23 protein-coding genes and 1 pseudogene are annotated in these 26,081 nt (G+C 72.9%); 9 read left to right on the top strand and 15 right to left on the bottom strand.

What is annotated here, in order from left to right:
* Positions 1 to 4: 4 nt before the first annotated feature.
* Positions 5 to 1,156 (bottom strand): right-handed parallel beta-helix repeat-containing protein, encoded by a 1,152-nt coding sequence (locus PV342_RS00945; protein WP_500315575.1) that lies wholly within the window; start codon positions 1,154 to 1,156, stop codon positions 5 to 7.
* Positions 1,157 to 1,392: 236 nt separating this feature from the next.
* Here PV342_RS00945 and PV342_RS00950 point away from each other — a divergent pair, with 236 nt between their 5' ends.
* On the top strand, positions 1,393 to 1,803 hold the full coding sequence (locus PV342_RS00950; protein WP_360999384.1) for a DUF3662 domain-containing protein: 411 nt from the start codon (positions 1,393 to 1,395) through the stop codon (positions 1,801 to 1,803).
* 28 nt (positions 1,804 to 1,831) lie between these two features.
* Here PV342_RS00950 and PV342_RS00955 read toward each other — a convergent pair whose 3' ends face one another.
* Positions 1,832 to 2,302: a winged helix-turn-helix transcriptional regulator gene (locus PV342_RS00955; protein ID WP_386993818.1), complete on the bottom strand. Its 471-nt coding sequence runs from the start codon at positions 2,300 to 2,302 to the stop codon at positions 1,832 to 1,834.
* An 84-nt stretch (positions 2,303 to 2,386) separates the two neighbouring features.
* The gene (locus tag PV342_RS00960; RefSeq protein WP_400797063.1) at positions 2,387 to 3,106 is read right to left on the bottom strand and encodes an SDR family oxidoreductase; all 720 of its coding nucleotides are present in this window, start codon (positions 3,104 to 3,106) and stop codon (positions 2,387 to 2,389) included.
* A 120-nt stretch (positions 3,107 to 3,226) separates the two neighbouring features.
* On the opposite strand from PV342_RS00960, the gene PV342_RS00965 reads away from it, so the two are divergent.
* The 6 genes from PV342_RS00965 (at position 3,227) to PV342_RS00990 (ending at position 11,855) form a co-directional block, all read left to right on the top strand.
* Positions 3,227 to 3,775 (top strand): GNAT family N-acetyltransferase, encoded by a 549-nt coding sequence (locus PV342_RS00965; RefSeq protein WP_433427876.1) that lies wholly within the window; start codon positions 3,227 to 3,229, stop codon positions 3,773 to 3,775.
* Positions 3,776 to 3,832: 57 nt separating this feature from the next.
* The gene (locus tag PV342_RS00970) at positions 3,833 to 4,798 is read left to right on the top strand and encodes a WGR domain-containing protein (protein WP_500315576.1); all 966 of its coding nucleotides are present in this window, start codon (positions 3,833 to 3,835) and stop codon (positions 4,796 to 4,798) included.
* Between the two features lie 74 nt (positions 4,799 to 4,872).
* A complete protein-coding gene (locus tag PV342_RS00975; protein ID WP_500315577.1) occupies positions 4,873 to 7,260 on the top strand; it encodes a SpoIIE family protein phosphatase in 2,388 nt (795 codons plus the stop codon).
* Positions 7,261 to 7,586: 326 nt separating this feature from the next.
* Entirely contained in the window at positions 7,587 to 9,881 is a 2,295-nt protein-coding gene (locus PV342_RS00980; RefSeq protein ID WP_500315578.1) for an FdhF/YdeP family oxidoreductase, read from the top strand.
* Entirely contained in the window at positions 9,869 to 10,708 is an 840-nt protein-coding gene (gene fdhD / locus PV342_RS00985) for a formate dehydrogenase accessory sulfurtransferase FdhD (RefSeq protein WP_018563840.1), read from the top strand. The genes PV342_RS00980 and fdhD overlap by 13 nt, the downstream gene beginning before the upstream one ends.
* A gap of 229 nt (positions 10,709 to 10,937) precedes the next feature.
* On the top strand, positions 10,938 to 11,855 hold the full coding sequence (locus PV342_RS00990; RefSeq protein ID WP_018563841.1) for a LysR family transcriptional regulator: 918 nt from the start codon (positions 10,938 to 10,940) through the stop codon (positions 11,853 to 11,855).
* 108 nt (positions 11,856 to 11,963) lie between these two features.
* Here PV342_RS00990 and PV342_RS00995 read toward each other — a convergent pair whose 3' ends face one another.
* The 7 genes from PV342_RS00995 to PV342_RS01025 form a co-directional block, all read right to left on the bottom strand.
* On the bottom strand, positions 11,964 to 13,631 hold the full coding sequence (locus tag PV342_RS00995) for a glycoside hydrolase family 13 protein (protein ID WP_500315579.1): 1,668 nt from the start codon (positions 13,629 to 13,631) through the stop codon (positions 11,964 to 11,966).
* A complete protein-coding gene (locus PV342_RS01000) occupies positions 13,628 to 14,824 on the bottom strand; it encodes a Gfo/Idh/MocA family protein (RefSeq protein ID WP_500315580.1) in 1,197 nt (398 codons plus the stop codon). The genes PV342_RS00995 and PV342_RS01000 overlap by 4 nt, the downstream gene beginning before the upstream one ends.
* On the bottom strand, positions 14,821 to 15,837 hold the full coding sequence (locus PV342_RS01005; RefSeq protein WP_500315679.1) for a glycoside hydrolase family 130 protein: 1,017 nt from the start codon (positions 15,835 to 15,837) through the stop codon (positions 14,821 to 14,823). Before PV342_RS01005 ends, PV342_RS01000 begins: the two co-directional genes overlap by 4 nt.
* A 79-nt stretch (positions 15,838 to 15,916) precedes the next feature.
* Positions 15,917 to 16,810: a carbohydrate ABC transporter permease gene (locus PV342_RS01010; RefSeq protein WP_018563845.1), complete on the bottom strand. Its 894-nt coding sequence runs from the start codon at positions 16,808 to 16,810 to the stop codon at positions 15,917 to 15,919.
* 1 nt (position 16,811) lies between these two features.
* Positions 16,812 to 17,774, bottom strand: a complete 963-nt coding sequence (locus PV342_RS01015) for a carbohydrate ABC transporter permease (protein ID WP_018563846.1) — start codon at positions 17,772 to 17,774, stop codon at positions 16,812 to 16,814.
* A 9-nt stretch (positions 17,775 to 17,783) separates the two neighbouring features.
* Positions 17,784 to 19,055, bottom strand: a complete 1,272-nt coding sequence (locus tag PV342_RS01020) for an extracellular solute-binding protein (RefSeq protein ID WP_360999365.1) — start codon at positions 19,053 to 19,055, stop codon at positions 17,784 to 17,786.
* 128 nt (positions 19,056 to 19,183) lie between these two features.
* Positions 19,184 to 20,206: a LacI family DNA-binding transcriptional regulator gene (locus tag PV342_RS01025; RefSeq protein ID WP_360999363.1), complete on the bottom strand. Its 1,023-nt coding sequence runs from the start codon at positions 20,204 to 20,206 to the stop codon at positions 19,184 to 19,186.
* Positions 20,207 to 20,642: 436 nt separating this feature from the next.
* Here PV342_RS01025 and PV342_RS01030 point away from each other — a divergent pair, with 436 nt between their 5' ends.
* The gene (locus tag PV342_RS01030; RefSeq protein WP_500315581.1) at positions 20,643 to 21,362 is read left to right on the top strand and encodes a GNAT family N-acetyltransferase; all 720 of its coding nucleotides are present in this window, start codon (positions 20,643 to 20,645) and stop codon (positions 21,360 to 21,362) included.
* 337 nt (positions 21,363 to 21,699) lie between these two features.
* Here PV342_RS01030 and PV342_RS01035 read toward each other — a convergent pair whose 3' ends face one another.
* On the bottom strand, positions 21,700 to 22,491 hold the full coding sequence (locus tag PV342_RS01035) for a class I SAM-dependent methyltransferase (RefSeq protein ID WP_500315582.1): 792 nt from the start codon (positions 22,489 to 22,491) through the stop codon (positions 21,700 to 21,702).
* A gap of 50 nt (positions 22,492 to 22,541) precedes the next feature.
* Entirely contained in the window at positions 22,542 to 23,297 is a 756-nt protein-coding gene (locus PV342_RS01040) for an SDR family NAD(P)-dependent oxidoreductase (protein WP_386993802.1), read from the bottom strand.
* A 92-nt stretch (positions 23,298 to 23,389) separates the two neighbouring features.
* Here PV342_RS01040 and PV342_RS01045 point away from each other — a divergent pair, with 92 nt between their 5' ends.
* Positions 23,390 to 24,031: a TetR/AcrR family transcriptional regulator gene (locus tag PV342_RS01045; RefSeq protein WP_500315583.1), complete on the top strand. Its 642-nt coding sequence runs from the start codon at positions 23,390 to 23,392 to the stop codon at positions 24,029 to 24,031.
* A gap of 16 nt (positions 24,032 to 24,047) precedes the next feature.
* Here the strand turns inward: PV342_RS01045 and PV342_RS01050 are convergent, their stop codons facing one another.
* The 3 genes and pseudogenes from PV342_RS01050 to PV342_RS01060 all read right to left on the bottom strand — a co-directional run bounded on the left by PV342_RS01050 (position 24,048) and on the right by PV342_RS01060 (position 26,067).
* Positions 24,048 to 24,890: an aldo/keto reductase gene (locus tag PV342_RS01050; protein ID WP_500315584.1), complete on the bottom strand. Its 843-nt coding sequence runs from the start codon at positions 24,888 to 24,890 to the stop codon at positions 24,048 to 24,050.
* Between the two features lie 78 nt (positions 24,891 to 24,968).
* Positions 24,969 to 25,666: pseudogene (locus tag PV342_RS01055) on the bottom strand (hypothetical protein).
* Complete coding sequence (locus PV342_RS01060; RefSeq protein WP_500315585.1) at positions 25,663 to 26,067, bottom strand: TraR/DksA family transcriptional regulator; 405 nt, start codon at positions 26,065 to 26,067, stop codon at positions 25,663 to 25,665. Before PV342_RS01060 ends, PV342_RS01055 begins: the two are co-directional and overlap by 4 nt.
* Between the last annotated feature and the right edge of the window lie 14 nt (positions 26,068 to 26,081).

Genomic DNA, 26,081 nt, shown 5'->3' on the forward strand with positions numbered 1-26,081 from the left:
GACGTCAGCTGCTGGGGGCGACGCTGGGTGCGGTGCTCGGCGCGACGCTGGGCGAGCTGTTGGGCAGTTGCTTGGGCTCGGTGGTCTCCATCGTGTTGTTGACGAACGTGTTGCCCTTGCCCTTGAGATCGCGGTTGGCGAGGTCGGCCGGCTTGTTGCCGCGGGCGACGTTGTCGCGGATGGAGTTGTCGGAGTTGGACGTCCCCACGACGCTGCCGAAGAGCACGATGCCCCCGGACATGGGGGACTTCCCGCTGTTGTCGCGTACGTCGTTGTTGGTGACGACGGTCTTCTCGACGCCCGTGAGCAGGATGCCCGTGCCCTGAATGAACGGCAGGCGGGCGCTGGCCGCGCAGTACTTGTTGTTGCCGGTCACCGTGTTGTGGGTGACGGTCAGCGCACCGCCGCGCGGGACGCCCTCGTCGCCCACGACGAAGACGCCGCCGCAGTTGCCGGTGATCTGGTTGTTCTCGACCTTGACGCCCCGGACGCGGCGCAGACCGACGCCGATCCGGTTCTCCGACAGCTTGTTGCCCTCGATGACGGCGCCCTTGGTGTCGAGGGCACCGCCCTCGGTGTCCATGGAGTTGGCGAGGAAGATGCCGGAATCGGCGTTGTTGCGGGCGGTGTTGTCACGGAAGACGGTGCGGACCGACTTCTCCACGAGGATGCCCTGCACCTTGTTGTCCCGCGCCGTGACGCGGAGGACCTGCAGTCCGTCGGCCCCCGTCGCGTGGATGCCGGCCTTCTTGAACCCGGCGACGGTCAGCGACTCCAGCGTCACGTCGGAGGGCTTCTTCTGCGCCGTACCGCTGACGCAGATCCCCTTGCCCGCCTTGGCGCAGGCGTTCTCGTCGCCCTTCGCGCTCGGGGAGATGACGGTGCCGGCGCCCGCCCCGCGCAGCGTCAGCCGCGGCGTGCTGATCTGGACGCTCTCGCGGTACGTGCCGGCCGCGATGTCGATGACCTGGCCGGGCTCGGCACGGTCCACCGCCGACTGGATGGATTCCCCCGCGCGGACGGAGATCTTCTTCTGCGAGGCCGCGGACTGCGAGGCCGTGGGCTGCGACTCGCCGCCGCACGCGACCGCGCCCCCCACGATGGTCGCCGTGGCGGCCGCCGCGACGACGGCCCTGCGGGACCGACAGAGCTTCATGTGTGTGCACCTGCTTCCCGTGATATGTGATCAGCATCAGCCGGAAACAGACGCTATGGACGGATGTGACACCTCGCCACTCCAGAGCGCACGGCACGCGGGTGACGATGCCCTGATCGGCCGATGGGCCCGGGAGCCATGGGGGCGCCGGGTCCGGTGGCCGGGAATCGACCCCGTACGGCTGATGGGGTGGCCGCACCGGCATCAGGGCCCGCGCCCCGGGCAGGCGCATCGTCATGGGAACTCTGACGCGATGGGAACGGGTGATCGAGCACTGGGAGCGGGCGCTGGTGGCGAGGGTGCGCCGGCGGGAGCCGGTGGAACTGCTCGACGCCCTGCGCCGCGAGTGTGACGGACGGGCGGTGGTGTGCGGTCCGACCCGTGTGGTGGTGCCGAACGTGTACACGGTCGAACTCGCCGACACCCCGCACCGGGAACTGGTTCCGCACCGGGCCCGGGTGGGGGAGGCGCTGACGGATTCCCTGCTGCGGCACGCGGACCGGCGCGGCTACGAGTGGGCGGGCCCGGTCACCGTGCGCATCGTGCGGTCCGCCCACGTGCCCAACGGGCGCTACCGGGTGAGCAGCAACCCCATGAGCCGGATCCGTGCGGACGCGCTCGCCCGGATCGCGCCCGGGCTGCCGTGAACGACCTGCCGTGTGCGGTGGGCCGCGGTCAGCGCGTGCCGCCCTGTGAAGGGGTGAACTCCACTTCCGTCAGCGGGAGTACGGTGCCCGCGTCGTCGACGAAGGCGACGCTGACCGGGCGGCCCCCCGTCCCCGAGCGGCGCAGGTGGCCCGGGCCTCGCGCGGGGGTCCGGTGTACGTCGCCCCACTGCTGGAGCGCCGCGAGGATCAGTCGCAGCTCCTCGCCCGCCGGTGTCAGGTGGTAGCTGTACCGGGTGCGGCTGCCCGGCTCCCGGTACGGCCGCTTCTCCATGATCCCCTCGGTCACGAGCGAGCCCAGGCGGCCGGTGAGCAGATCCGGGGCGATGCCGAGCTCCCGGCGGAAGTCCGCGAAGCGCGTCACTCCGCGCAGTGCCGCCTCGCGCAGGACGAGCAGCGTCCACTTGTCCCCGACGACCTCCAGGGTCCGGGCGATCGAGCAGACGGTCTCTTCGCCGCCGGTGGTGTGGGCGCTGGACATGTCCCGATGCTACCTCTGGCTTGACATTTCCCATTCAGCCGTCGTCGCGGCGGTGGCCGGCGGGTGACCGGCTCCCGTCCCGGATCAGAGGGCCTTCGGTGCGGGCAGATCGGGGTAGAGCAGTTCGAGACCGCCCGACAGCGCCGCCCTGACGGCGCGGCTCCGGTCGCCGACGACGACTTCCAGCGCCCGCTGCTCGATGCCGTCCAGGGCCAGGCCCGCCACCCATGCGGGGTCCACCTTGTCTTCGGGGGCGACGTAGTCGGCCATCTCCGTGTCCATGTAGCCGACGTGGAGCGCGGTGACGTCGATCCCGGAGGGCGCGAGCTCCCGCCGTACGACGTTGGTCATGGCCAGCTCGGCGGCCTTGGCCGCACTGTAGCCGCCGTATCCCGGCAGGTGGATCCAGGACAGGATGGACAGGACGTTGAGGAGGGCCCCGCCGCCGTTGGCGGCGATCACGGGTGCGAAGGCCCGGGTGACGCCCAGGGAGCCGAAGAAGTGGGTCTCCATCTCCAGGCGGATGTCCGCCATGTCCCCGTCGGCCAGTCCCACGTGGGTGCTGATCCCCGCGTTGTTGATCAGGAGGGTGGCGTCGGCGGCGGCCCGGGCCGCCCTGACGACCGATTCGGGGTCGGTGATGTCCAGCCGGAGCGGTTCGACGCCCGGCAGGTCGAGGGCGTCGGGGTTGCGGACACCCGCGTAGACCTTGGCGGCGCCCCGGTCCAGCAGCTGGGCGGCCAGGTGGCGGCCGAGGCCGCGGCCGGCTCCGGTCACGACGGCGACGGAGTTCTTGATGTCCATGGGGGCGCTCGTTCCGTTGTGCTGGGTAGGTATCTCCAATCTAGGTCAGCTGAATTTAGAAAAGCAACTCAGCTGGAAAATCCCTTGCACGCGGGCCGTGGCTCCCGTTGGCTGGGCGGCGTGATCGAACTGCGCACTGAACGCCTGCTCCTCCGCCGCTGGCACGACCGCGACCTCGCGCCCTGGGCGGCGATGAACGCCGACCCCGAGGTGCGCGAGCACCTGGGGGAGCCGCTGACCCGGGAGCAGAGCGACGCCTCCGTGGCCCGGTTCCTGGCCGAGTTCGACGAGCGCGGCTACGGCTGGTGGGCCGTCGAGGTCCTGGCGAGCGGGGAGTTCGCCGGCTTCGCGGGCCTGGACCGGGTGGACGACGGCCTGCCCTTCACCGGAGTGGAGATCGGCTGGCGCCTGGCCCGTGGGGCGTGGGGCAAGGGCTACGCCACCGAGGCCGCCCGGGCCGTCCTGGCCTTCGGCTTCGGCACCCTCGGGCTTTCCGAGATCCTCGCGGTGACCACCGCCGGGAACCTCCGTTCCCAGGCCGTCATGGACCGTATCGGCATGACCCGCGACCTCGCGGGCGACTTCGACGACCCCACCGCCCCCGCGGGGCCGCTGCGCCCCAACGTGCTGTACCGGATCGCCGCCGGCGCGCCCGGCGCGGCGCCCTAGCATGGCCGCCGTGAGGCGGCGCGGAGCCCAAGGCCCGCCGCGGACGCTGGAGGACCGATGACGAGGTGGCGACGGTTCGAGTCCCCGGGAACGGGAAAGCCCGAGTACCGGGAGATCCGCCAGGAGGGGATCCGCTGCTTCCTGCGCTGGGGCCAGGTCGGCGGGAGGGGCAAGGGGAGCACCTCGACGCTGAACGACGAGGAGCACGCCCGGCGCCATGCCGCGCGCAAAATCGGCGAGTGGCTGCGCAAGGGCTTCACGGAGGTCGACCCGCCGCACGACGAGGCCGGACCCGACCCGGAGGCGAAGGTCCTCGACGTGCTCCGGGCGGGCGCCCGGCCGCACGCCCCGGCCTCGGAGTACCTGCCGGTCGAGGGCTTCGAGGAGGTGTACCGCCACGTGATCGCGCCCGGCCGGCCGGGGGGATTCCACGAGTACGTGGTCCTGCGCGACGACGGGCGCAGCGCCGTCCGCTTCACGGTACGGGCCGACCGGAGCGACGCGGCGGCGGTGTCCGCCTTCCTGGGCTTCGTGTCCACCCGTCGTGACCTGGCCTTCGACGGGAGCTCGCACCACAAGGTGCCCCTGCCGGAGCCGGTCGGGGCGTTCACCCACGCACTGCTGTGCGCGCCGGCGCTCGGACAGGGCTGCGTCGCGTACCCCGCCATCGCCGACCGCGTCGCCGCGGCCTTCCCGGTCTTCGACTGCGAGATCGGCGACGCGGATCCCGAGGTCCTGGTCGACGCGCGGATCCACGGGCACGGCTCGCTGCCCCACGCCGACTGGGCCCGGGCGCCGCAGCCGGTCGTCGATCTCCGTTTCGACGTCCGGCCCTCCCCTTACCGGGGGACGCGGACGTTCAAGGTCTTCGGCACGGCCGATCTCGAGGCCCTCATGGCGGCCCTGCCGGGTGCGGACCCCGCGAGCTGGCTGGACGTGCGCTCGTTCCGGGGAGAGATCCGCAGCCTCACACCCGCCGAGGTCCCGTCCCTCGCCGAGATGAGGTCCTTCCTGCAGGGCTGAGGCGGCTTCGAGTGGTGACCTCGCCCCCCTGCGCAACACTGGGAACCGGAGGACCGGAACGTGATGGGACGGTCATGGACACTGGGGCATCGCGAGGACACGGCGAAGAGGGCGAGGAGCCGGCCGGACGCAGCGCGGCGCGGTTGGTGATCGACGCCCACGGCACCGTCGTCGCGTGGAGCCCGGGGGCGGAGCGGCTCCTCGGCCACCTCGCGGGCGACGTGCTCGGCCGGCCGGTGTTGGACCTGCTCGCCCCGGATCCCGGCACCGGTCCCGGCGGCGACGGCACCGGCACCGGGTACGGATGCGTCCTCCTGAGGCACCGCGACGGCAGCGCGGTGGCCTGCCGGCCGGCCCTGCGGACCGTATGCGACGACCGGACGGGCCCGCGCCTGACCGTCGACCTGCTCACCGGGGCGGTGGGGCTCACCCCGGACATCGACCGCGCCCTCCTGGAGGCCCTGTTCACGCGCTCACCCATCGGCCTGTTCGTGCTGGACCCGCAGCTCAGGCTGATGCGCTTCAACCCGGCGGCGGAGGGCATGCAGGACCACCGGTCGCAGCTCGCCCTGGGGCGGCGGCCCACCGAGGCCTGGCCCGACTTCAGCGCGGAGCTCGCCGAGCGGGTGATGGGCCGGGTGCTCAGGACGGGCGAGGCCGCGATCTCGTTCGAGAAGCACGGCCGTCCGCCCGGCGACCCCGGCCGAGAACACGTCTACTCGGCGTCCGCCTTCCGGCTCGAGGCGGAGGACGGCCGCATCCTCGGCGTGGCCGACGCCGTGGTCGACGTCACCGAGCGCCACCTCGCCCAAAAGCGCCTGGCCCTGATGGCCGAGGCCGGCCGGACGATCGGTACCACACTGGACCCGATCCGCACGGCGCAGGAGCTGGCCGAGGTGGCCGTACCCGGGCTCGCCGACTGCGTGAACGTGGATCTGCTGGCCCCCCTCCTCGGCGGCGAGGACATGGCGGCGGGCCCCGTGGAGGACGACACCGGGCTGCGGCGCGTCGCGACCTCCGCCCGTTGCGGCCAGACCGGCCCGTACACCACGGGTGCCGTGGGCACCCACCTGGCGCGAACGCCCGCCCTGCAGGTGCTGGCCGACCACGAGCCGCGCCTGGTTCCGCGGCTCGCCGAGGACGGCGCCTGGATCCGGGACGACCCCGTGCGGGGCGGCAGGATGCTGGAGGAGCGGGTGCACTCCCTGATGGTGGTGCCGCTGCTGGTCCGCGACTGCGTGCTGGGCCTGGTCACCTTCCACCGGTGGGACCCGGGCCTCGGGCCCTTCGGCGACGACGACCTCTCGCTCGCCGTCGACCTCGCCGGTCGAGGCGCCATGGCGCTGGACAACGCCCACCGCTACGTGCGCGAGCGCAACGCGGTCCTCACCCTGCAGCGCGGCATGCTGCCCCAGCGGCTGCCCGCGCCCAGCGCCGTGGAGTGGGCCCACCACCTGGTGCGTTCCGGTGCCGGCGGCGACTGGACGGAGGCCATCCCGCTGCCCGGTGCGCGGGTCGCCCTCGTCAGCGGCAGCACCCCCGGCCGCGGCATGCGTACCGCGGCCACCATGGGCCGGCTGCGGGCGGCCGTGCACACCCTGGCCAACCTGGACCAGGCGCCGGACGAGGTCCTCGCCCGCCTGGACGACCTGGTGCGCAACCTCGCCGACGAGCACGCGGGAGAGGGCTCCGGTTCCCCGGTGGGCGCCACCTGCCTCTACCTCGTCTACGACCCCGTGACCCGGCTGAGCACCATGGCCTCGGCCGGACATCCGCCGCCGAGCGTCGTCCACCCCGACCACACCGTGCTGACCCCGCAGGCCCCCCAGGGCGAGCCCCTCGGCCGCCCCGGGCCGCCGTTCGGGATGGCGACCCTCGAACTGCCCGAGGGGTCCATGCTGGTGCTCCGCACCCCCGGGCTCCTGCAGAGCCGGCCGGAGGGGACCGGGCAGGCGGAGTTCGAACGGCTGCTGGCCACGCCCTGCGAGTCCCTGCAGGACATGAGCCTGCTGCTCACCGAGGCCCTGGTCCCCGCGGACCCGGACCGCGACGCCTCCGTGCTGGTGGCCCGCCCCCGTCCCCTCGGCTCCGACCACGTCGTGACGTGGGACCTGCCCTGCGACCCCGCCGCGGTGGCCACCGCCCGTACGCTGGCGACGCGTCAGCTCTGCGCGTGGGCCCTGCAGGAGGAGTGCTTCGCCACCGAACTGATCGTCAGCGAGCTGGTCACCAACGCCATCCGGTACGCGGCACCTCCCATCCAGCTGCGGCTCATCCGCGACCGGGCGCTGACCTGCGAGGTCTCCGACACCAGCAGCGCCGCCCCCTTCCTGCGGCACGCCCGCACCACCGACGAGGGCGGCCGCGGCCTGCTGCTGGTCTCCCAGTTCGCGGAGCGCTGGGGCACCCGCTACCGGGAGCGGGGCAAGACCATCTGGACCGAGCAGACGATCACCGTCTAGGCATCCAGGGGTCGTGGACGCGCGGACTCCATGGTGCCGCGCCGGTGCTGAATTCTCGTGACCGGTGGAACAGACGGCACCGGGAACCGGGAAAATCTCCGGATATTGCGGCCATGCTTTTTTGCACGCGCCTTCAGCCGTGTTTCCCCGGATCTGAACAGTGCTGTGCCGAACAGGGAGTTCGTCCATGGATTCCTTCATCGGCGCCGCCTATCAAGCACAAGGAACGGCCTCTTTGACGGGCCGGTGAAGCGGGTTTAGCTTTTCTGCGAATCGGTATTCGCGGCGGTTTCCGCGGAGTCGGAGACCGGGAAGGCAGGGCAGGCATGAGCGCTCTGGAGGACCCAACGGACGAGCACCTGGAGATCACCCCGCCCAAGACCTGGGCGACCGGTCTCCCCGCGGTCGCGCACGCACTGCAGTACTCGCTGGGCCAGACCTCGCCCCGCCGGACCATGCTGACCCTGCTGAACATCAACCAGCCCAAGGGCATCGACTGCCCCGGCTGCGCCTGGCCCGAGGCGGCGCCGGGCAAGCGGCACATGAACGAGTACTGCGAGAACGGCGCCAAGCACATCAACGACGAGGCGACGTCGCACCGCGTACGGCGCGAGTTCTTCGAGCAGTACACCGTCGACGAACTGGGCCGCAAGTCCGACTACTGGCTCAACCAGCAGGGCAGGCTGACCGAACCGATGGTCAAGCGGCCGGGCGCGGAGCACTACGAGCCCATCTCCTGGGACGACGCCATCGCGCTGATGGCCGGGGAACTCCAGGCCCTGGACTCCCCGGACGAGGCCCTGTTCTACACCTCCGGCCGGGTGGGGAACGAGGCCGCCTTCCTCCTCCAGCTCTTCGCCCGCGCCTACGGCACCAACAACCTGCCGGACTGCAGCAACATGTGCCACGAGTCCAGCGGCGCCGCGATGACGGAGACGCTCGGCGTCGGCAAGGGCACCGTCAGCCTGGACGACATCCACGAGGCCGACCTGATCTTCGTCGTCGGCCAGAACCCCGGCACCAACCACCCGCGCATGCTGTCCGCACTGGAGGAGACCAAGCGGAACGGCGGAAGCGTCGTCGCCGTCAACACCCTCCCCGAGGCCGGGCTGATGCGCTTCAAGCACCCGCAGAAGGCACGCGGCGTCGTCGGGCGCGGCACGGTCATCGCCGACCAGTTCCTCCACATCCGCGCGGGCGGCGACCTCGCCCTCTTCCAGGCCCTGAACCTGCTGCTCCTGGAGGCCGAGGACGCCGCTCCCGGCACGGTCCTGGACCACGACTTCATCCGCGAGCACAGCACGGGCTTCCAGGAGTTCGCCGAGCAGGCGCGCAAGACGTCGTGGGACGACGTGCTGACGGCCACCGGCCTGACGCGCGAGGAGATAGAGCAGGTCCACGAGCGCGTCCTGGCCGCCAAGAGCGTCATCGTCTGCTGGGCCATGGGCGTCACGCAGCAGAAGCACGGTGTGCCGACCATCCGCGAGATCGTCAACTTCCTGATGCTGCGCGGCAACCTGGGCAGGCCCGGCGCCGGGGCGTGCCCGGTGCGCGGCCACAGCAACGTCCAGGGCGACCGCACCATGGGCATCTGGGAGAAGATGCCGCAGAGTTTCCTCGACGCCCTGGGACGGGAGTTCGGCTTCACGCCCCCCGCCAGGCACGGCCACGACTCCGTCAACGCCATCCGTGCCATGCGCGACGGCGAGGCGAAGTTCTTCCTCGGGGTGGCGGGCAACTTCATCCGGGCCACGCCCGACAGCGATGTCACCGAGCAGGCGATGCGCCGCTGCCGCCTGACGGCGCACATCTCCACCAAGCTCAACCGGTCGCACACCGTGTGCGGTGACACCGCTCTGATCCTGCCCACCCTGGGCCGCAGCGACCGGGACATGCAGGCGGGCGGCGAGCAGTTCGTCACCGTCGAGGACTCCATGAGCATGGTGCACGCCTCCCGTGGCAAGCTGGCACCCGCCTCTCCCGACCTGCTGAGCGAGGTGGCGATCATCAGCCGGCTGGCCCGGGCCACCCTCGGCGGGACCCCGGAGATCGGCTGGGAGGAGTTCGAGGCCGACTACGGCACCGTCCGGGACCGGATCTCCCGGGTCGTGCCGGGGTTCGAGGACTTCAACCGGCGCGTCGCCGAACCGGGCGGATTCCAACTGCCCAACCCGGTGAACGCGATGACCTTCCGGACGCCGAGCGGCAAGGCCGTCTTCACCCGCAACGACTTCGAGATGCCGCTCGCTCCCAAGGGCCACCTCATCCTGCAGTCCCTGCGGTCGCACGACCAGTGGAACACCATCCCGTACGCCATGGACGACCGCTACCGCGGCATCCGGGGCGGCCGCCGGGTCGTCATGGTCAACCCCGAGGACATCGAGGCCCTGGGCCTCACCGAGACGCGGATGGTGGACCTGGTGAGCGTCTGGACCGACGGCAGCGAGCGCCGGGCCGAGTCCTTCCGCCTGGTGCCCTACCCCACCTCCCGCGGGTCGGCCGCCGCGTACTACCCGGAGACCAACGTCCTGGTCCCGCTCGACAGCGTCGCGGACGTCAGCAACTGCCCCACCTCCAAGGCCGTCGTCGTACGACTGGAGGCGGCGGCATGGGCCGGGTGACCACGCGGCGGCGGGTGCTGCGGATCCGGGACGGGGTGCCCGGGCACCGCTCGGACACGCTGGCCGCCGAGGAACCGATGGAGATCCGCGTCGGCGGCCGCGCGCTGACGATCACCATGCGCACCCCGGGCAGCGACTTCGACCTCGCGGTGGGCTTCCTCGTCAGCGAGGGCGTCGTCCACGGACCGGACGAGGTGCTGGGCATCCGCTACTGCGCCGGCGCCACGGCCGACGACGGCAACACCTACAACATCGTCGACGTCGTCCTCGCGCCTGGTGTGCGGCTCCCGGACGTCTCCCTTGAGCGTAACTTCTACACCACCTCCTCCTGCGGTCTGTGCGGCAAGGCGAGTCTGGACGCGGTGCGGACCACTCAGCACTGGAGCGTGGCGGGCGACGACACGGAGATCGACTCCGAGGTGCTCTTCACCCTCCCCGACCGGCTGCGGGCGGCGCAGCGGGTCTTCGACAGCACGGGCGGGCTGCACGCGGCCGGGCTGTTCACGACGGACGGCGAGATGCTGTGCCTGCGTGAGGACGTGGGCCGCCACAACGCCGTCGACAAGGTGGTCGGCCACGCCCTGCAGGAGGGGCTGCTGCCGCTGCGGGGCACCGTGCTCATGGTCAGCGGGCGGGCGTCCTTCGAACTCGTACAGAAGGCGGCCATGGCGGGCATCCCGGTGCTGGCCGCGGTGTCCGCGCCGTCCTCCCTCGCCGTGGACCTGGCGGCCGAGACGGGGATGACCCTGGTGGGCTTCCTGCGCGGCCGCTCGGCCAACGTGTACACAGGCGCCGAGCGGTTGCGCGCGGGCGAGCCCGTCGCCTGACGCGGGGCGGTGGGCGTGCTCCGCACGGGCGCGCCGCCGTTCCGCGCGCGGACCGCATCCACGACTCGCCCCGCACGGCACCCACCGGTTCACTGGGAGGAGGAGCGCGCCGGGTACTTCACGCAGGTGGGCGCCGTCGGCCCTTCGGGAGCGACTTGGTATACAGCTCGGAACCGGCAACAACTCCGACGCGTATCCCGGCCGGCGGAATCGTGAGAGGTGCTCAGCCGTGCTCTTCCGGCAGCTCGAATACCTGGTGGCCCTGGCGCAGGAGGGGCACTTCGCCCGTGCCGCGCAGAGCTGCGGGGTCTCCCAGCCCTCGTTGTCCGAGGGCATCCGCAAGCTGGAGGAGGAGATGCGGGTCCCGCTGATCCAGCGGGGCCGGCGGTTCGACGGCCTCACCGCCGAGGGCGAGCGCGTCGTGGTGTGGGCGCGGCAGATCCTGGCCGACCGGGACGCCATGGAGGGCGAGGTCGCCGCCATGCGCACCGGGCTGAGCGGCCGTATCCGCATCGGGGTCGTGCCCAGCGCCGCCACCGCCGTGCCGCGCCTGGTCGACCCGCTGTGCACGCGGCACCCGCTGCTCACCGCACACATCGTCAACGACCTGACGTCGAGCGACATCCTCACGATGCTCAGGGACTTCACCCTCGACGCCGCCGTCACCTACCTGGACGACGAGGTGCGCGCCGCCTTCCGTACCGTGCCGCTGTACCGGGAGAAGTACGCGCTGCTCACCGACGCCTCGTGGGCCCCGGTCGGCGGCGCCACGGTGTCCTGGGCGGAGGCGGCGGCCCTGCCGCTGTGCCTGCTCACACCGACCATGCGGGGACGGCGCACCATGGACGCCCTCTTCGCCGCGGCCGGGGCCGAACCGGTGGCGAGGGTGGAGACCGACTCTTTCGCCTCGCTGATCGCGCACGTCGTGCCCGGGCGGTGGGCCGCGATCGCCCCTCTGGCGTGGATCCACGCCCTCGGAGTGCCGCCCGGGGTCCGGGCCGTCCCGATGGTGGCGTCCGCCCGGGCCGCCGAGATCGGGCTGGTCGCCTTCCGCCGGGATCCCGAGTCCGTGATGGTGCAGGCGCTGGTCGCCACCGCGCAGCACGCCGACTTCAAGCCGCTGGAGTCGCTTCCCCGGACGCAGTGAGACCGGTGCCCGCGGCCGGGGGTGCCGGACGGCGGCAGGCCCGCGGACGCACGTCGCCCGTGCCCCCGCGAGTCCCGGACCGCCCTGGTGCCGCCGGTCAGGACGCTGTCAGGACGCGGTCGCGGTCGTGCCTCCGGCGGTGCGGATCCAGACGGTGGTGTCCGCGGGCACCGTGCGGCCGTCGAGCGGGGCGCTGGCCAGCAGCACCTCGTCGCCGTCCGCGAGGGGCAGCGGATCGGGGCCGAAGTTGGCCAGGCACCGCAGCCCCGGCGCGCGGTCGAAGGCGAACCAGGAACCGTCCGCCGGCCCCTCCGGTGCCGCCATCGCGTCGGCCGGGACCGGCGCGGCGCGGCGCAGGCGCAGCGCGGCGCGGTACAGGGCGAGCATCGAGGCTGGGTCGTCCTCCTGGGCCCGTACCGTGAGGTCCCCCCAGTCGTCCGGCTGCGGGAACCAGCAGGCGTCCGGGGCGGCGGTGCTGAACCCGTACGGTGCCGACGTGCCCTCCCAGGGCAGCGGCACGCGGCAGCCGTCGCGGCCGCGCTCGCGGTGGCCGGAACGCTCCCAGAGCGGATCGCGCAGCCGGTCGTCCGGCACGGGGGCCTGCGGCAGACCCAGTTCCTCGCCCTGGTATACGTAGGCGGCACCGGGCAGCGCGAGCATGAGCAGCGCGGCGGCCCGGGCACGGCGGCGCCCGTGCGGCCCGCCGCCGTACCGGGTGACCGGGCGGACCGCGTCGTGGCTGGAGAGGACCCAGGTGACCGGCGCCCCGACGGCGCGCATCGACGCGACGGACCGCTCGATGACCGCGCGCATCTCCGCCCCGTCCCAGGAGGACTCCAGGAAGGCGAAGTTGAAGGCCTGCTGCATCTCGCCGGGACTGACGTACCGGGCCAGCCGGGCCGGTTCGAAGACGGCGGCCTCGGCCACCATCACCCGTTGCCGCGGAGGGACCGCCCCGGGCGGCGCCGGGTGGGTGTCCAGGAGCCGGCGCCAGGTACGGAACAGCGGGTGCAGTTCCTCCTGGTCGTGGTAGGGCATCAGGTGGTTGCGCAGGATGTCCTGGTGCTGCCCGGGCCCGGCGTCGGGGAGGCCCGGCGCCTTGAACAGGGTGTGGGCCACGTCGATGCGGAAGCCGTCGACGCCGCGGTCCAGCCAGTGGCGCAGGATCCGCTCGAAGTCCGCGACGACCTCCGGGTGCCGCCAGTCGAGGTCCGGCTGCTCGGGCGCGTGCAGGTGCAGGTACCACTCGCCCGGGCCGCCGTCCGGCGCGGGGACCCGGGTCCACGCCGGGCCCCCGAAGGCCGACTGCCAGTCGTTCGGGGGGAGTTCACCGTCCGCGCCGCGCCCGGGGCGGAAGAGGTAGCGGTCCCTGGCCGCGCTCCCGGGGCCGGCGGTCAGGGCCTCCCGGAACCAGGGGTGCGTGTCGGAGGTGTGGTTGGGGACGAGGTCGATCAGGACCTTCAGCCCCAAACCGTGGGCGCGCGCGACCAGGGCGTCGAAGTCCGCTTCGGTGCCGAGGTCGGGGGCTACGGCGGTGTGGTCGGTGATGTCGTAGCCGCCGTCGGCCAGCGGGGACGGGTAGAACGGCGTGATCCACACCGCGTCGGCCCCGAGTCGGGCCACGTGGTCGAGGCGGGCGGTGGCACCGGCGAGGTCGCCGACGCCGTCCCCGTCGCCGTCGGCGAACGCGCGCGGATGGATCTCGTAGCAGACGGCGTCCCGCCACCAGGGCGCGGCCGGCTCGGGACCGGTGGTGCTGCTCACGATGCTCCTCATGCTCCTGTTCGGTCCGAGGGGACTGGCAGGGTGCGGCCGGTCTGCGCGGAGCGGGTGGCCGCCTCGGCCACCGCGACCGCGGTCCGCCCGGACCGCGCGTCGGCAACCGGGGTGCCGCCCTTGGTCGCGCAGCGCAGCAGGTCGGTGAAGGCCGCCCGCACGCTCTCCGCGTACACGTGCTGCTTGCGCGCCTCGCCGCCCAGGTCGACCACGCAGGTCACCCGGTGCGGGACGCTGCGCTCGACACCGCGGCCGCGGGCGGGCGCCGCCGGTCCCGCGTCGCGTTCCACGGTGACGGTGATCCGCTCCTCGCCGTGCGGCCGGAGCCCGGGCACGGCCAGCAGACCGGCCGCACGCGCGGGCAGTTCCTCCCAGCGGCGGGCGCCCTGCTCGTCCGTCCAGGCCGTGACCGTCGCGTGGGCCGGGATCCAGCCGGTGACCCGGGCCTCGGCGAAGCCGTAGTCCAGGCGCATCAACTGCCGTTCGGCGCGGTGGGCGTGGGTGAAGGAGTGGGTGTGGGTCGCGACGGCGCCGCCCGGGTGGGTGGCGGTGGCCACGACGATGTCGACCGGGCCGCCCTCGCGGCGGACGGCGGTGCCGTGCACCTCGACGGGCTCGCTGCCCATGAGGGCGCGTGCGGCGTCGAAGAAGTGCACACCGTGCTCGACGTGGATGCCGCCGCTGCGGGCGGGGTCCCAGAACCAGTGGCCGGGGCCCAGGTCCTCGTCGGCGGCGTCGTTCTCGAAGGCGAAGCGCACCAGCGGGTCCAGCAGCCCTTCCGCGCGGAGCCCCTGCAGCATCCGCAGGACGGGGTTGTAGCGCAGGACGTGGTCGACGACGAGGACCCCGGCGGAGCGCTCGGCCTCGGCCTCGACCCGCAGGGCGTCCTCCAGCGTCACGGCCAGCGGCTTCTCGCAGAAGACGTGCCGGCCCGCGCGCAGCGCCTCGACGGCGAGTTCCGCGTGGGTGGCCGGCGGAGTGGCGATCGCCACGACGTCCACATCGGGGAAACCGGCCAGCGAAGCGGCGTCGGGGGCGACGGCGGCGCCGTGCCGCCGCGCGAGGGCGGCGGCACGGTCACCGTCGGGGTCGGCGCACGCGACGACGCGTACGCCGGGGAGGCCGGCCACGGCGTCCAGCAGGTAGGCGCCGAACGCACCGCAGCCGGCCAGGCCCAGACCGAGCGGAGTCACTCGGCACGGTCCAGGCGGGCGACACCGATGTGCGCGTCGGCCATGCCGTAGAACACGTAGCGGACGCCGTCGATCTCCTCGATCGCGGTCGGGAAGATGACGTTGGGCACCGTGCCCGAGCGCTCCTCCTCCGTCTCCGGCTCCATCAGCGGCTCGTCGGTGCGGGCCAGGATCCGGGCCGGGTCCTGCGGGTCGAGGATCATCGCGCCCGCCGCGTAGCTGACCTTCTGCTGCTGCGCGAAGGGGTCGTCGATCGTGCCGGACACGCCGTGGTGGATGAGCAGCCATCCCTCCTCGACACGGATCGGTGCCGGGCCCGCGCCGATCTTGAGCTCCTCCCAGGGGTGCTCGGACAGCGCGACCAGGCGGTGGTCACGGGGGCGGGCCAGTGCGCCGAGGTCCTTCTCGACCTCGGCGACGGGCACGTAGGAGATCCAGATGCCGGGGCGCTCGTCGGTCACGCCGGCCGGCAGGTGCACGCCCTCACCGGGGCGGAACCAGCCCAGGTCCCACATCGGCCGGTGCAGCATCGCGAAGCAGGGCTCGCCGTCCGGGCCCGGGACGGGCTCGGGGAAGTGCACCACGTCCTTGTTCGGGAAGAGGTTGAGGTCGGTGTCGAGGTCCGCCTGGTAGGCGAACTGGATCGGGCCCAGGCGCTCCCAGGTCACCAGGTCCTTCGAGACGGCCAGCGCCGGCTTGGGACCGAGCGGGCCGTAGGCGACGTACGACATGACGTGCAGCCCGAGCGCCTCGATCCACGTCGTGCGCGGGTCCTCCACGCCGGCGTTGTTCTTGCCGCGCTCCCAGCCGGCGTCGGGGGCGAGGACGACGCCGCGGCGCTCGACGCCGGTGGGCACGCCGTCCTCGATGACGACCTCGGCGAGGCCCACGCGGGAGACGTTGCCCTCCGCGACGAGGCGGGGCAGCAGGTGCAGGGTGCCGTCCGGGGTGCGGCCGGACGCGGGGTTGAGCACGCCCTCGGCCTCGTTGGCCTCGCCTGCCAGCGGGGACATCACGACGCCGACGCGGGTCAGGCGGTAGGGCACGGTGGTGGAGCCGGTGGAGCCGGTGGTGCGGTCGTTCACAGCGAGTTCAGCCCTTCGTGGCGGAATCGAGGTCGGTGGAGTTGAAGCGGCTCTGGAAGACGAGGTACAGGGCCACCGCGGGCGCGGCCAGCACGCAGGCGCCGGCGAGGATGGCGCCGAACGGGTTGGCGGCGGAGGAGGAGACGGTGCTGATGTAGTTGGCCAGCGAGACGGCCAGGGGCTGCATGTCCTGCTCCTTGGTGACCAGGAACGGCCACAGGAACTCGTTCCACGGTCCGGTGAAGCTCAGCAGCACCACGGAGGCCAGCGCCGGCTTGCACAGCGGGATCGCGATCCGGAACAGGATCTGCAGCTCGCCCGCACCGTCGATGCGCGCGGCCTCGAACATCGCCTGCGGCAGCTGCAGGAAGAACTGCCGGAAGATGAAGACCGCACTGGTGTTGATGGCGAACGGCAGGATGATCCCGATGTAGGAGTCGGCCAGCCCGTAGTCGCGGACGATCAGCACGTACAGCGGGATCATCAGCAGCTGGAACGGGATGACCTGCACCAGCAGCACCAGCGCGAAGGTCGAGCCCTTGCCCCGGAAGTGGAGCCTGGCCAGGGCGTATCCCGCCAGCAGACCGAAGACGGTGGTGCAGACGATCACGCCGCCGGTGAAGATCCCGGAGTTGATCAGGGAACGGCCCAGCGAGATGGCCGAGTTGATCTCCGCGTAGTTGTGCAGGGACAGGTTGCCCGGTCGCGGGAAGGCCCCGGCGGGACTGCTGTCGGGCTCGCGCTGCAGCGAGCCGACGAGCATGTAGTAGAAGGGGAAGAGGAAGGCGAAGGCCCCGGCGAGCAGCGCCAGCCGCGACAGGATCCGGCGCGCGCGGGAGTGCGCGTGCGGGCCGTGCCCTGCCGGGCGGCGGCGGTGCGCCGGAGCGTGGACGTCGGTCATGTCAGTCCCTCTCCAGCACTCGGCGGTAGACGAGGGAGATGCCGGTGATCAGCACGACGAGGATCACGCCGATCGCCGCCGCCTCGTCCGGGTGGCCCTGCTGCAGACCGCGCTGGTACATCAGCAGCACCGGTGAGGTGGTCGCCCCGTCGGGTCCGCCGCCGCTGGTCAGCAGGTAGGGCTCGGTGAAGAGGTTCGCCCCGGTCACCGTCGCCAGGACCAGTACGAGCAGGGTGGCGGTGCGCACCGCCGGGACGGTGATCGACCAGAACATCCGCACCTTGCCCGCGCCGTCGAGCGCGGCGGACTCGTACAGTTCGCCGGGCACGTTCTGCAGCGCCGACAGGTAGAGCACGATGAAGAAGCCGAGCTGCTTCCAGGCGACGAACAGCGCGATGGTCGGCATCGCCAGATGCGAGTTGACCAGCCACGACGGGTCCGGTGCGAGCGGCCCGAGCGCCTTGTTGACCAGGCCGTTGGAGTTGAACAGGAACAGCCACACGCCGACGACCGCGACGCTGGCGGTGATGTACGGGACGTAGTAGGCCGTGCGGAAGAACGTGCGGGCCCGCAGCTTGGAGTTGAGGGCGGTGGCGAGCACGAGGGACGCCGCCACCGTCAGCGGAACGTTGATGACCAGGAAGACCGCGATGTTGAGGAACGACCGCCACACGTCCGGATCCGTGAGCACGGAGGTGTAGTTGGCGAACCCCACGAAGGGGCGGTCCACCTGGGCGCCGGGCGCGGCGAAGAAGTAGTCGTGGAAGGAGATCCACACCGCGAAGCCGAGCGGGTACAGGAAGATCGCGGCCAGGTACAGGATGTACGGGGAGACGAAGGCCAGGCCGATGGGCTGCCGGCCCGCGAACCGCGACCTGCGCGGCCGTGGCCCGCGGTCGGTCCGGGGGCGGGCCCCGCCCCGGGCGGACCCGGGGCGGAGGACGTCATGGTGCGTGGAGGACATGGCCGTGACTCACTGCTTCGCCAGGCCGTCGACCTTGCCCGCGGCCTCACGGAAGGCGCTCTCGACGTCGCCCTTCCCGAAGATCACGGACTTGGTGTAGGCGTCGCGGAACGTCTGCCAGATCTCGACGGAGTTCGGCACGTTCGGGGCCTCGACGGTGCGGTCGGCCTGCTCGGCGAAGGTCTTGTAGTCCGGGTGCGAGGCGAAGTAGTCGGGGTACGCGGCCGCGAGGTCCTGCCGCATCGGCATCTGGCCGGTGGCCTCCAGCAGCTTGCCGTCCTGCTCCTTGCTGGTGGCGAACTTCAGCACGTCCCAGGCCGTGCCCTTGTTCTTGCACGCGGTGAACATGCCGATCGACTTCTCGTCGCTGAAGGTGCCCTTGGCCTCGGCGCCGGTGGCGGTCGGCACCGGCACGGCCCCCCACTTGACCTTGTCGCCGTAGACCGAGACGGCCCACGGGCCGACGATCGCCATGGCGGACTTGCCGTCGGCGAAGGCGTCACCGTTGTACTGCTCGTTGGGGGCCAGGCGGTCCGCGTACATCGTCTTCCAGAACTCGGCGGCCTTCACTCCGTCGGGCGAGGCGAACTGGGCCTTGCCGTCCTCGACGAGCTGCTTGCCGGTCTGGGCCGCGAAGAGCGGGTAGAAGTCGAACCAGGACTGGTAGAACTCGGAGGTGGGCGCCGGCCAGATGGCGGCGTGCACACCGCCCTTCACCAGGGCGCGCGAGGTGGCGAGGAAGTCCTGGTAGGTGGAGAGCTTGGGGTGCTCGGCGTCGAGCCCGGCCTTCTTGAACAGGTCCTTGTTGTAGAAGATCATGACGGGGTTGCTCTTCCAGGGCATCTGGTAGTGCTTGCCGTCGGGCGACGCGTACTGGGAGAGCCGTTCGCCGGTCCGCTCCTCGAGGTACTTCTTCCCACCCGGGAAGTCGTCCAGGGCCACCAGGCCGCCCTGCTTCTGGAAGCCGGGCACGGCCGCGGGGGCGGTGTTGAGGATCAGGCACGGGGCGTTGCCCGCCGTGATGGCCGCGCCGATGACCTCCTCGGAGCTCTTGCCCGCGGGTATCTCCTGCGCCTTCACCTTCTCGTCGGGGTGGGCGGCGTTCCAGGACGCGACCATGCTCTTGCCCCAGGCGACCTCCTGGGCGTTGTTGGAGTACCAGACCGTGATCGGCCCGTGGGCGTCGCCGCCCGCGGCGGAGTCCGACCCGCCGCTGCCGCACGCTGCGAGCGGCACGGTCAGGGCGACGGCGGAGAGGACGGTCAGGACGGTTTTCTTCATTGCGGTGGCTCCGTGTTCTCAAGGGGTGGGAAGCGGCCGTTCCGGGGCGTCGTCCTGCCTCGGTGACGGCCCTCCGGGGAGCGGAGAACGTCGTGGGCGCGACGGGCGCGCGTCGGGGGGTGGGGTGGTCAGGGGCGGGCGGGGGCCGGGCCCGTGGAGTCGCGCACCATGAGCGCGGCCGGGTCCAGTTCCACGTGCGGGGTGGTGCCGTGCTCGATGGTCTCGATGAGGGCACGGGTGGCGGCCCGGCCCCAGTTGGCGGCGTCGGCGCGGCAGGTGGTCAGCGAGGGCCGGGTCCAGGAAGCCAGCGGTACGTCGTCGAAGCCGACCACCGACAGGTCGTCGGGCATCCGCAGGCCGGCCTCCTGCGCCACGGCCATGCCCGCGGTCGCGGAGAGGTCGTTGGCGTACACGATGGCGGTGGGCCGGTCGCCCCGCGTGATCAGCGCCTGCGTCGCGAGCGCGCCGCCCTCGGCGGTGAAGCCGCCCGGCAGCACCGGGCCCTGGGGCAGGCCCGCCTCCGCGAGCGCGTCCCGCCAGGCGCCGAGCCGCCGCTGGGCGTGCAGGTACTCCTCGGGGCCCGCGACATAGGCGATGCGGCGGTGGCCGAGTCCGACGAGGTGGCGGACGGCGCCCGCGACCACCGGACGGTCGTCCAGGTTGACCGTGGCGATCCCCTCGACACCCTCGTCGGCGCCGACGGCCACCGCGGGCAGGCCGAGTTCCCGCAGCAGCTCCGGGCGCGGGTCGCCCACCCGCAGGTCGGTGAGGAAGACCCCGTCCACACGCTGGTCGTCCACCAGGCGGCGGTAGGTGTCCATCTCGTTGCGCGGGCTCGTCACGTGCAGCATGAGGCCGTCGCCCGACTCGGATATGACCGACTCGATGCCCGCCATGAAGGCGGGGAAGAAGGGGTCGGTGCCGATCAGGTCGGGTTCGCGGGTCAGGACCAGGCCAACGGCCCTGGCGCGCCCGGTCGACAGCGCGCGGGCGCTGCGGCTCGGCGTCCAGCCCAGCTGCCCGGCCGCCGCGCGCACCCGTTCCTGGGTCGCGGCGGCCACGCCGGGGCGGTCGTTGAGAACGAAGGAGACCGTCGCCCGGGACACACCCGCCAGTTGGGCGACATCGGCGATCGTGGGGCGTCGGGCCATGCGGACTCTCCGTGTACGGCGGCGGAAGGAGGCCACATCCGCAGCCGCAGGTTCCGTCGACCGGCGTGCCCCCGCGGGGGCACGCCGTCCGGCGGCACCTTTGGCGCCGGAGGCAGCACGTTCTGGCACTCGCATACCGGGGCAACCAACGCGAAAGGATGATGTCATCTCGCGTTTGAACCGGTTTAAACGAGCGATGGGGGAACCATGAACCCCAGAGGGCGGAGTGTCAAGGGGCTGCTTTCGGTTGGGGAGTTGTATATGGCAAATGTGCCGATAAGTCTGAAATGCCGATATGCCCTGCCGTCACCGCGCACCGAGTGGGCGGCGACGCAGCGTCACGGCCCGTGAGGCCACGGGTGCGCCGTGCCGGGCTGCTGTTACCGTCTGGCCGACCCCGGGCCCACGGCGGACGGAGAGAACGACGGCAACGGATGTGTTCCCCGACACGGTCCTGCACACCGAGCGATTCGTCCTGCGCCCCTTCACCCCGGACGACGCCCACGACACATGGGCAAGCTGCGTGGACCCCCTCACCCAGCGGTGGCTGCCCCTGCCCCGGCCCTACACGCCCGAAGAGGCGATGGCCTGGTGCACGACGGGCTCCCACGCCCTGCGCGCGTCGGGCGACGGCATCCACTTCGCCGTCGCCGAGCGGGACGGCGGACGGCTGGTGGGCACCGTCGGTCTGAAGCGCACCGACTGGCGGGTGCGGACGAGCGAGGTGGGCTACTGGGTCTCGCCCTGGGCGAGAGGACGCGGAACCGCCGCGGAGGCGACCCGGGCGCTGGCGGCATGGCTGCTGACCGAACAGGGCTTCCACCGCCTGGAACTGCGCGCGGCGACGGGCAACACCGCGTCCCAGCGCGTCGCCGCGAAGGCCGGCCTGCGCCGTGAAGGCGTCCTGCGCGACGCGGGCTTCGTGCACACCGGCCGCGTCGACCTCGTCGTGTTCTCCCTGGTGCGCGGCGACCTGGCGGCCGCGCCGGCGGATGATCGGAGCGCGGCCGTGGACGGGGTCGCCGACGGAAGCGGAACTGGATGTGATGGCGGAGCGCGCCGCGAGTGCGTCGCCCGGCCCCTGGAGACCGCTGCCGCAGACCCGGGCGGGGAGCGACGGGGCGGGTTTCCTGCGAGGCGGGGCGGCCGGTGGTGAGGGCGGCGACGAGTGGCGTCTCGCCGGGGTCACCGCCGGGCGTGAGGTCGCCGGCCCGGACGAACGGATCGACGCCGAGCCCGACTTCGTGGCCGCCGCCCGCCGGGACGTGCCGCGGCTGGTCGCCGAGGTGCGCCGGCTGAGCCGCGCTTGCGGCGGAGAACTCCTGAAGGCGCCTCAGGCCCCCGCCGCGTCATTGCGGTGGGGGCCCGACTCATGGCGATGAGAACTCCGGCAGGGAGAAGCGGAGCCCTCCGACTGCACCACCGTCCAGCCTGGTCGCGGGACCGCGTAGGCGCATGTCGCGCTGGGCCGGACGGGTGATGTCCCGGCAGGCCTAGAGCGGTGACCGGCCCCAGGCCATGAGCATGCCGGGAGGCAGGTCGGCGCACTCCGGGGACTCCAAGTGACGCACCGCCTCGTCGACGAGGGTGTCGTCGACGAGGCCCGTGGCGATCATGGTCGATCGGCTCCGGTCCAACGTCTGTGCCCAGAACCGGCTGATCGCGCTGCCCGGCACGAGCGGCGGCACGTAAATCTCGGCCGCCACCGATCGCAGCCCCGCCGCCCTGAGCATCCCGGGGTAGCGGGGCACCCAGGAGACGTCGGTGCCGATCGAGTCGCGCAGCCCCCGCCACATCGCCCGCACGGCCAGCGTGAACGGCGTGTCGGGGGCGTCGGCGGTGGTGAGGTCGACGGCGTCGCAGACCACCAGGACGCCGCCGGGGGCGAGCAGGCGGCCGAGCGTGGCGATCACGCGTTCCGGCGACGGCAGGTGCATCAGCACGAACCGCGCGTGGACGAGGTCGAAGCGCCCCGGTGGGAAGCCGTCGGCGGTGACGTCCGCCTGGCGCACCGTCAGGCCCGGCGTGGGGCGTGCCGCAAGGAAGCGCACGTCCCGGTCGACGGCGAGCACCTCGGAGACCCCGGCCTCGCGCAGCAGCCTGCGCGCCACGGTGCCCGTGCCGGCGCCCACGTCCAGACAGCGCCATCCCGGACCCGCCCCGAGCTGCCGCAGGCGGGCGAGTGTCGTGTCGTCGAACGTGGCGGCGGCGAGGTCGACTCGGCCGCCCTCACCTGCGTCCTCGGGGCGGAAGAAGCACTCCCCGTAGCGACCGGCGCTCGTCATGCCCTCATTGTGGCAACGGGCGGGCGTGGCCACACCTTGGCGCCGGGACGCTACACCGCGGTGTACCCGCCGTCGACGGTGAGTGTGGCGCCGTGGATCTGCGAGGCCTCGTCGCTCGCCAGGAACACGACGGCCGAGGCCACCTCCGCCGGGGTGCCGGCGCGGCGCGCGGGCATGCGGGAGACGATCGGGGTCAGGTGCTCGCCCATCGCCGCCACCTTGTCGGTCAGGGTGGGGCCGGGGGCCACGGTGTTGACCCTGACCCCGTGCGGGCCGTACTCCGCCGCCCACGACGTCGTCAGCGAGTGCACGGCCGCCTTGGTCATGCTGTAGAGCGCCGAGTTCGCCGAGCCCCGCATGCCGTTGATGGACCCCAGGTTGACCACGGCGCCGTGTCCGCGCTCGGCCATCGGCGGCGCCAGCAGGCCGGTGAGCAGGAACACCGACCGCACGCTCACCGCCAGCGCCTGGTCGACGGTCTCCTGCGGGACCTCGGCGGTCGGCGTCGGCGTGAGCAGGAGCGCCGCGTTGTTGACGAGGACGTCGATCCGTCCGCCGGCCGCCGTGAGCGCGCCGGTGGCGAGGCGGCCGACGGCGTCGGCGCCACCCGACAGGTCGGCGCCGACGAACGCGGCCGAGCCGCCGTCCTTCTCGATGCGTGCCACCACGTCGGCGCCGCGGGCCTCGTCGCGTCCGCTGACGACGACGAACGCGCCCTCGGCGGCCAGGGCCGCCGCGATGGCGGCGCCGAGGCCTGTGGTGGAACCGGTGACCAGGGCCGTCCGCCCGGTGAGTCGCTGGGTCATGTGCCGTGCCTTTCTCCGTGAACCGGCTGGGAACGGCCAAGGTGCCACCCGAAAAATGGACCTGCAAGTCCAGAAAGTGCCACGATGGAGGCATGGCACCACGACTCACGGCCAAGGGCGCCGCCACCTGGCAACGCATCGTCGAGGGGGCCGCGGAGCAGATCCGCGAGCGCGGCGCGACCGAGACCACCCTGGACGACATCCGCGCCCGTACGGCCACCAGCAAGAGCCAGCTCTTCCACTACTTCCCCGGCGGCAAGGAGGAACTGCTGCTCGCCGTCGCCCGGCACGAGGCCGGCCGGGTGCTCTCCGACCAGCAGCCGCACCTCGGCGCGCTCACCTCGCGGCAGGCCTGGTACGACTGGCGGGACGCGGTCGTCGACCGCTACCGGCGGCAGGGGCAGCAGTGCCCGCTCGGCACGCTCGTCTCGCAGCTGAGCCCCGCCACGCCCGGGGCGCAGGCCGTCACCAGGGAACTCCTCGCGTCCTGGCAGGCCCAGATCACCAGCGGCATCCGGGCCATGCAGGAGAAGCGGGAGATCTCACCGGAACTGGACGCCGACCGTGCCGCGGCCGCTCTGCTCGCGGGCATCCAGGGCGGGGTCTCGATCCTGATGTCGACGGGATCGCTCACCCACCTTGAGGTCGCCCTCGACCTGGGCATCGAACGGCTCCTCGTCGCACCCGCACCGGTCCCCGCACCCGCACCGGCGCACGTACCGCCGGCCCGCTGACCCGGCACGGCGCCGCTCAGAGGACCTCCAGCGGCACCGGCCCGTGCGGCGGCGGGAAGGCCGCGTCCAGCGCCGCCAGCGCGTCCGGGGGAAGCCGGAGGTCGGCCGCGGCGCGGTTCTCCCGTACGTGTTCAGGCCGCCCCGAGCGGGGGATCGCCGCCACGCCCTGCTCCAGCACCCACGCCAGTGCGACCTGGGCGGGCGTGGCGCCGAGGCCGTCCGCCACGGCCCGCAGCGGTGCGGACCGCAGCAGCCGGCCCCGCTCGACGGGGGAGTACGCCATCACGCCGGCCCGGTTGCGCCGGCACCAGGGCAGCAGGTCCCACTCGATGCCGCGCCGGGTGAGGTTGTAGGGCACCTGGTCCACCGCCACCGCCGACCCGCCCGGGACGGCGACCAGTTCGGCCATGTCCCGGGCGTCCAGGTCGCAGACCCCCCAGGTGCGGATCCTGCCCCGTGCCATCAGCTCGGTGAACCCGGCGAGGGTCTCCTGCAGCGGATGCCGTCCCCGCCGGTGCAGCACGTACAGGTCGAGGATGTCGGTGCGGAGCCGTCGCAGGCTCGCCTCGCAGGCGGCGACGACACCACGGCGGTCGGCGTGGTCCGGGAGCACCTTGCTGACGAGGAAGACCTCGGTACGGCGTCCCGCGATGGCCTCCCCCACCAGTTCCTCCGACGCGCCGTCGCCGTACATCTCCGCGGTGTCGACGATCGGCATGCCCAGGTCCAGACCGAGCCGCAGGGCGGCGATCTCCTCGCGGCGGCGACCCGGGTCCTCGCCGAGGCGCCAGGTGCCCTGGCCGAGCGCGGGGATGTCCCGCGAGGAGAGCCGGACCGTACGCATCGACGCTGTCGCCATCCCTGCCTCCCCGGCGCGGCACACCTTCAGGCCACCACCCCGCATCCGGACCCGCAACCCGGTGGAGGGCGACGGACGCTACTCCGGAACCGGCAGGCGGGCGTCGCCCGTGGACGACGGATGGCGGCGGGCGGATCCGAGGAGTTCGGCGGCGCCCCGCACCGCCGCGGTGTCCGGTGCCGGTGCGACCTTGACGGCCACGTCGAGCCGGCGCGCGAGACGGTGGACGAACTCGGGGCGCAGCGCGCCGCCGCCGGCCAGGAGGACGCCCCGCGCCGGGAGGGACGGCGCGGCCGCCGTCCGGTCCTCGTCCGGCACGGACGCCACCACGTCTCCGTGAACCGCGCGCCGGCGTCCACCACGAGCAGCGGGCGGGACAGGTCCTCACGGGCCGCCACCGCCACCGCCCGCGCCGTCGGCACGGTCAGCACGGCGCGCGGCCGCAGGACCTCGACGGCGGCCCGTGCCGCGGCGCGGTAGGCCACGCCGTCCAGGACGGGCGCCGTCAGCACCACCAGCGGACGTTCGAGAGGGGGCGGCCCCTGGCGGAGCATCCGGTCGAGCGTCCGGGCGGTGCCGGCGACGTCGATGGCGCGCCGGCGGACGGGGTGGAGGGCGCCCCGGCCCTGACCCCGGCCCCGGCCGGCGTCGGGGAACGTCACCGTGGGGACGTCGAGCACCATGCCCTCGCCGGGCGCCCAGACCCGTGTGCGGGCGCTGCCGAGGTCGACGGCGAGAGCCGTCCATCGGGCCTCCTGCGGCCACGGCGCGCTCATTCCCCTGCCCCCCTCGCCTGCCGGCAGCGGCCGCAGTAGCGGGCCTGGGGGACGACCACCAGGTGGGTCAGCGGGATGGGCCCGCGGCACAGCGGGCAGATCCCGTACCGTCCCTGCCGCATGTGTTCCAGGGCCGCCTCGACGTCGGCCAGCACCATCCGGGCGGAAGCGGTGAGCGCGGCGCGGACCTCCTCCCGGGCCGCCGCCCGTCCGTCCGCCGCCCGTCCGTCCGCCGCCCGTCCGTGCGGCGGCCGGTGCGCGGGGGCCGGTACGGCCGCGCCGATCTGCCGCAACTGCTCCCGGCGGAAGAGGCGTTGCTCGTGGAGGCTCGCGCGCAGGGCGGCGAGGTCCTCGGCGGACAGATGCGCGGCGCGCTCGTCCGAGGTCCGGTGGTTCACCACGTCACCTCTCTCCC

It is taken from the genome of Streptomyces sp. PA03-3a (assembly GCF_033792735.1).
Classification (GTDB): Bacteria; Actinomycetota; Actinomycetes; order Streptomycetales; family Streptomycetaceae; genus Actinacidiphila.

Coding starts and splice junctions, on each gene's coding strand:
- PV342_RS00945 (WP_500315575.1), bottom strand. CDS start 1,156: ATGAAGCTCTGTCGGTCCCGCAGGGCCGTCGTCGCGGCGGCCGCCACG.
- PV342_RS00950 (WP_360999384.1), top strand. CDS start 1,393: ATGGGAACTCTGACGCGATGGGAACGGGTGATCGAGCACTGGGAGCGG.
- PV342_RS00955 (WP_386993818.1), bottom strand. CDS start 2,302: ATGTCCAGCGCCCACACCACCGGCGGCGAAGAGACCGTCTGCTCGATC.
- PV342_RS00960 (WP_400797063.1), bottom strand. CDS start 3,106: ATGGACATCAAGAACTCCGTCGCCGTCGTGACCGGAGCCGGCCGCGGC.
- PV342_RS00970 (WP_500315576.1), top strand. CDS start 3,833: ATGACGAGGTGGCGACGGTTCGAGTCCCCGGGAACGGGAAAGCCCGAG.
- PV342_RS00975 (WP_500315577.1), top strand. CDS start 4,873: ATGGACACTGGGGCATCGCGAGGACACGGCGAAGAGGGCGAGGAGCCG.
- PV342_RS00980 (WP_500315578.1), top strand. CDS start 7,587: ATGAGCGCTCTGGAGGACCCAACGGACGAGCACCTGGAGATCACCCCG.
- fdhD (WP_018563840.1), top strand. CDS start 9,869: ATGGGCCGGGTGACCACGCGGCGGCGGGTGCTGCGGATCCGGGACGGG.
- PV342_RS00995 (WP_500315579.1), bottom strand. CDS start 13,631: ATGAGGAGCATCGTGAGCAGCACCACCGGTCCCGAGCCGGCCGCGCCC.
- PV342_RS01005 (WP_500315679.1), bottom strand. CDS start 15,837: ATGTCCCCGCTGGCAGGCGAGGCCAACGAGGCCGAGGGCGTGCTCAAC.
- PV342_RS01010 (WP_018563845.1), bottom strand. CDS start 16,810: ATGACCGACGTCCACGCTCCGGCGCACCGCCGCCGCCCGGCAGGGCAC.
- PV342_RS01015 (WP_018563846.1), bottom strand. CDS start 17,774: ATGTCCTCCACGCACCATGACGTCCTCCGCCCCGGGTCCGCCCGGGGC.
- PV342_RS01020 (WP_360999365.1), bottom strand. CDS start 19,055: ATGAAGAAAACCGTCCTGACCGTCCTCTCCGCCGTCGCCCTGACCGTG.
- PV342_RS01025 (WP_360999363.1), bottom strand. CDS start 20,206: ATGGCCCGACGCCCCACGATCGCCGATGTCGCCCAACTGGCGGGTGTG.
- PV342_RS01035 (WP_500315582.1), bottom strand. CDS start 22,491: ATGACGAGCGCCGGTCGCTACGGGGAGTGCTTCTTCCGCCCCGAGGAC.
- PV342_RS01040 (WP_386993802.1), bottom strand. CDS start 23,297: ATGACCCAGCGACTCACCGGGCGGACGGCCCTGGTCACCGGTTCCACC.
- PV342_RS01045 (WP_500315583.1), top strand. CDS start 23,390: ATGGCACCACGACTCACGGCCAAGGGCGCCGCCACCTGGCAACGCATC.
- PV342_RS01050 (WP_500315584.1), bottom strand. CDS start 24,890: ATGGCGACAGCGTCGATGCGTACGGTCCGGCTCTCCTCGCGGGACATC.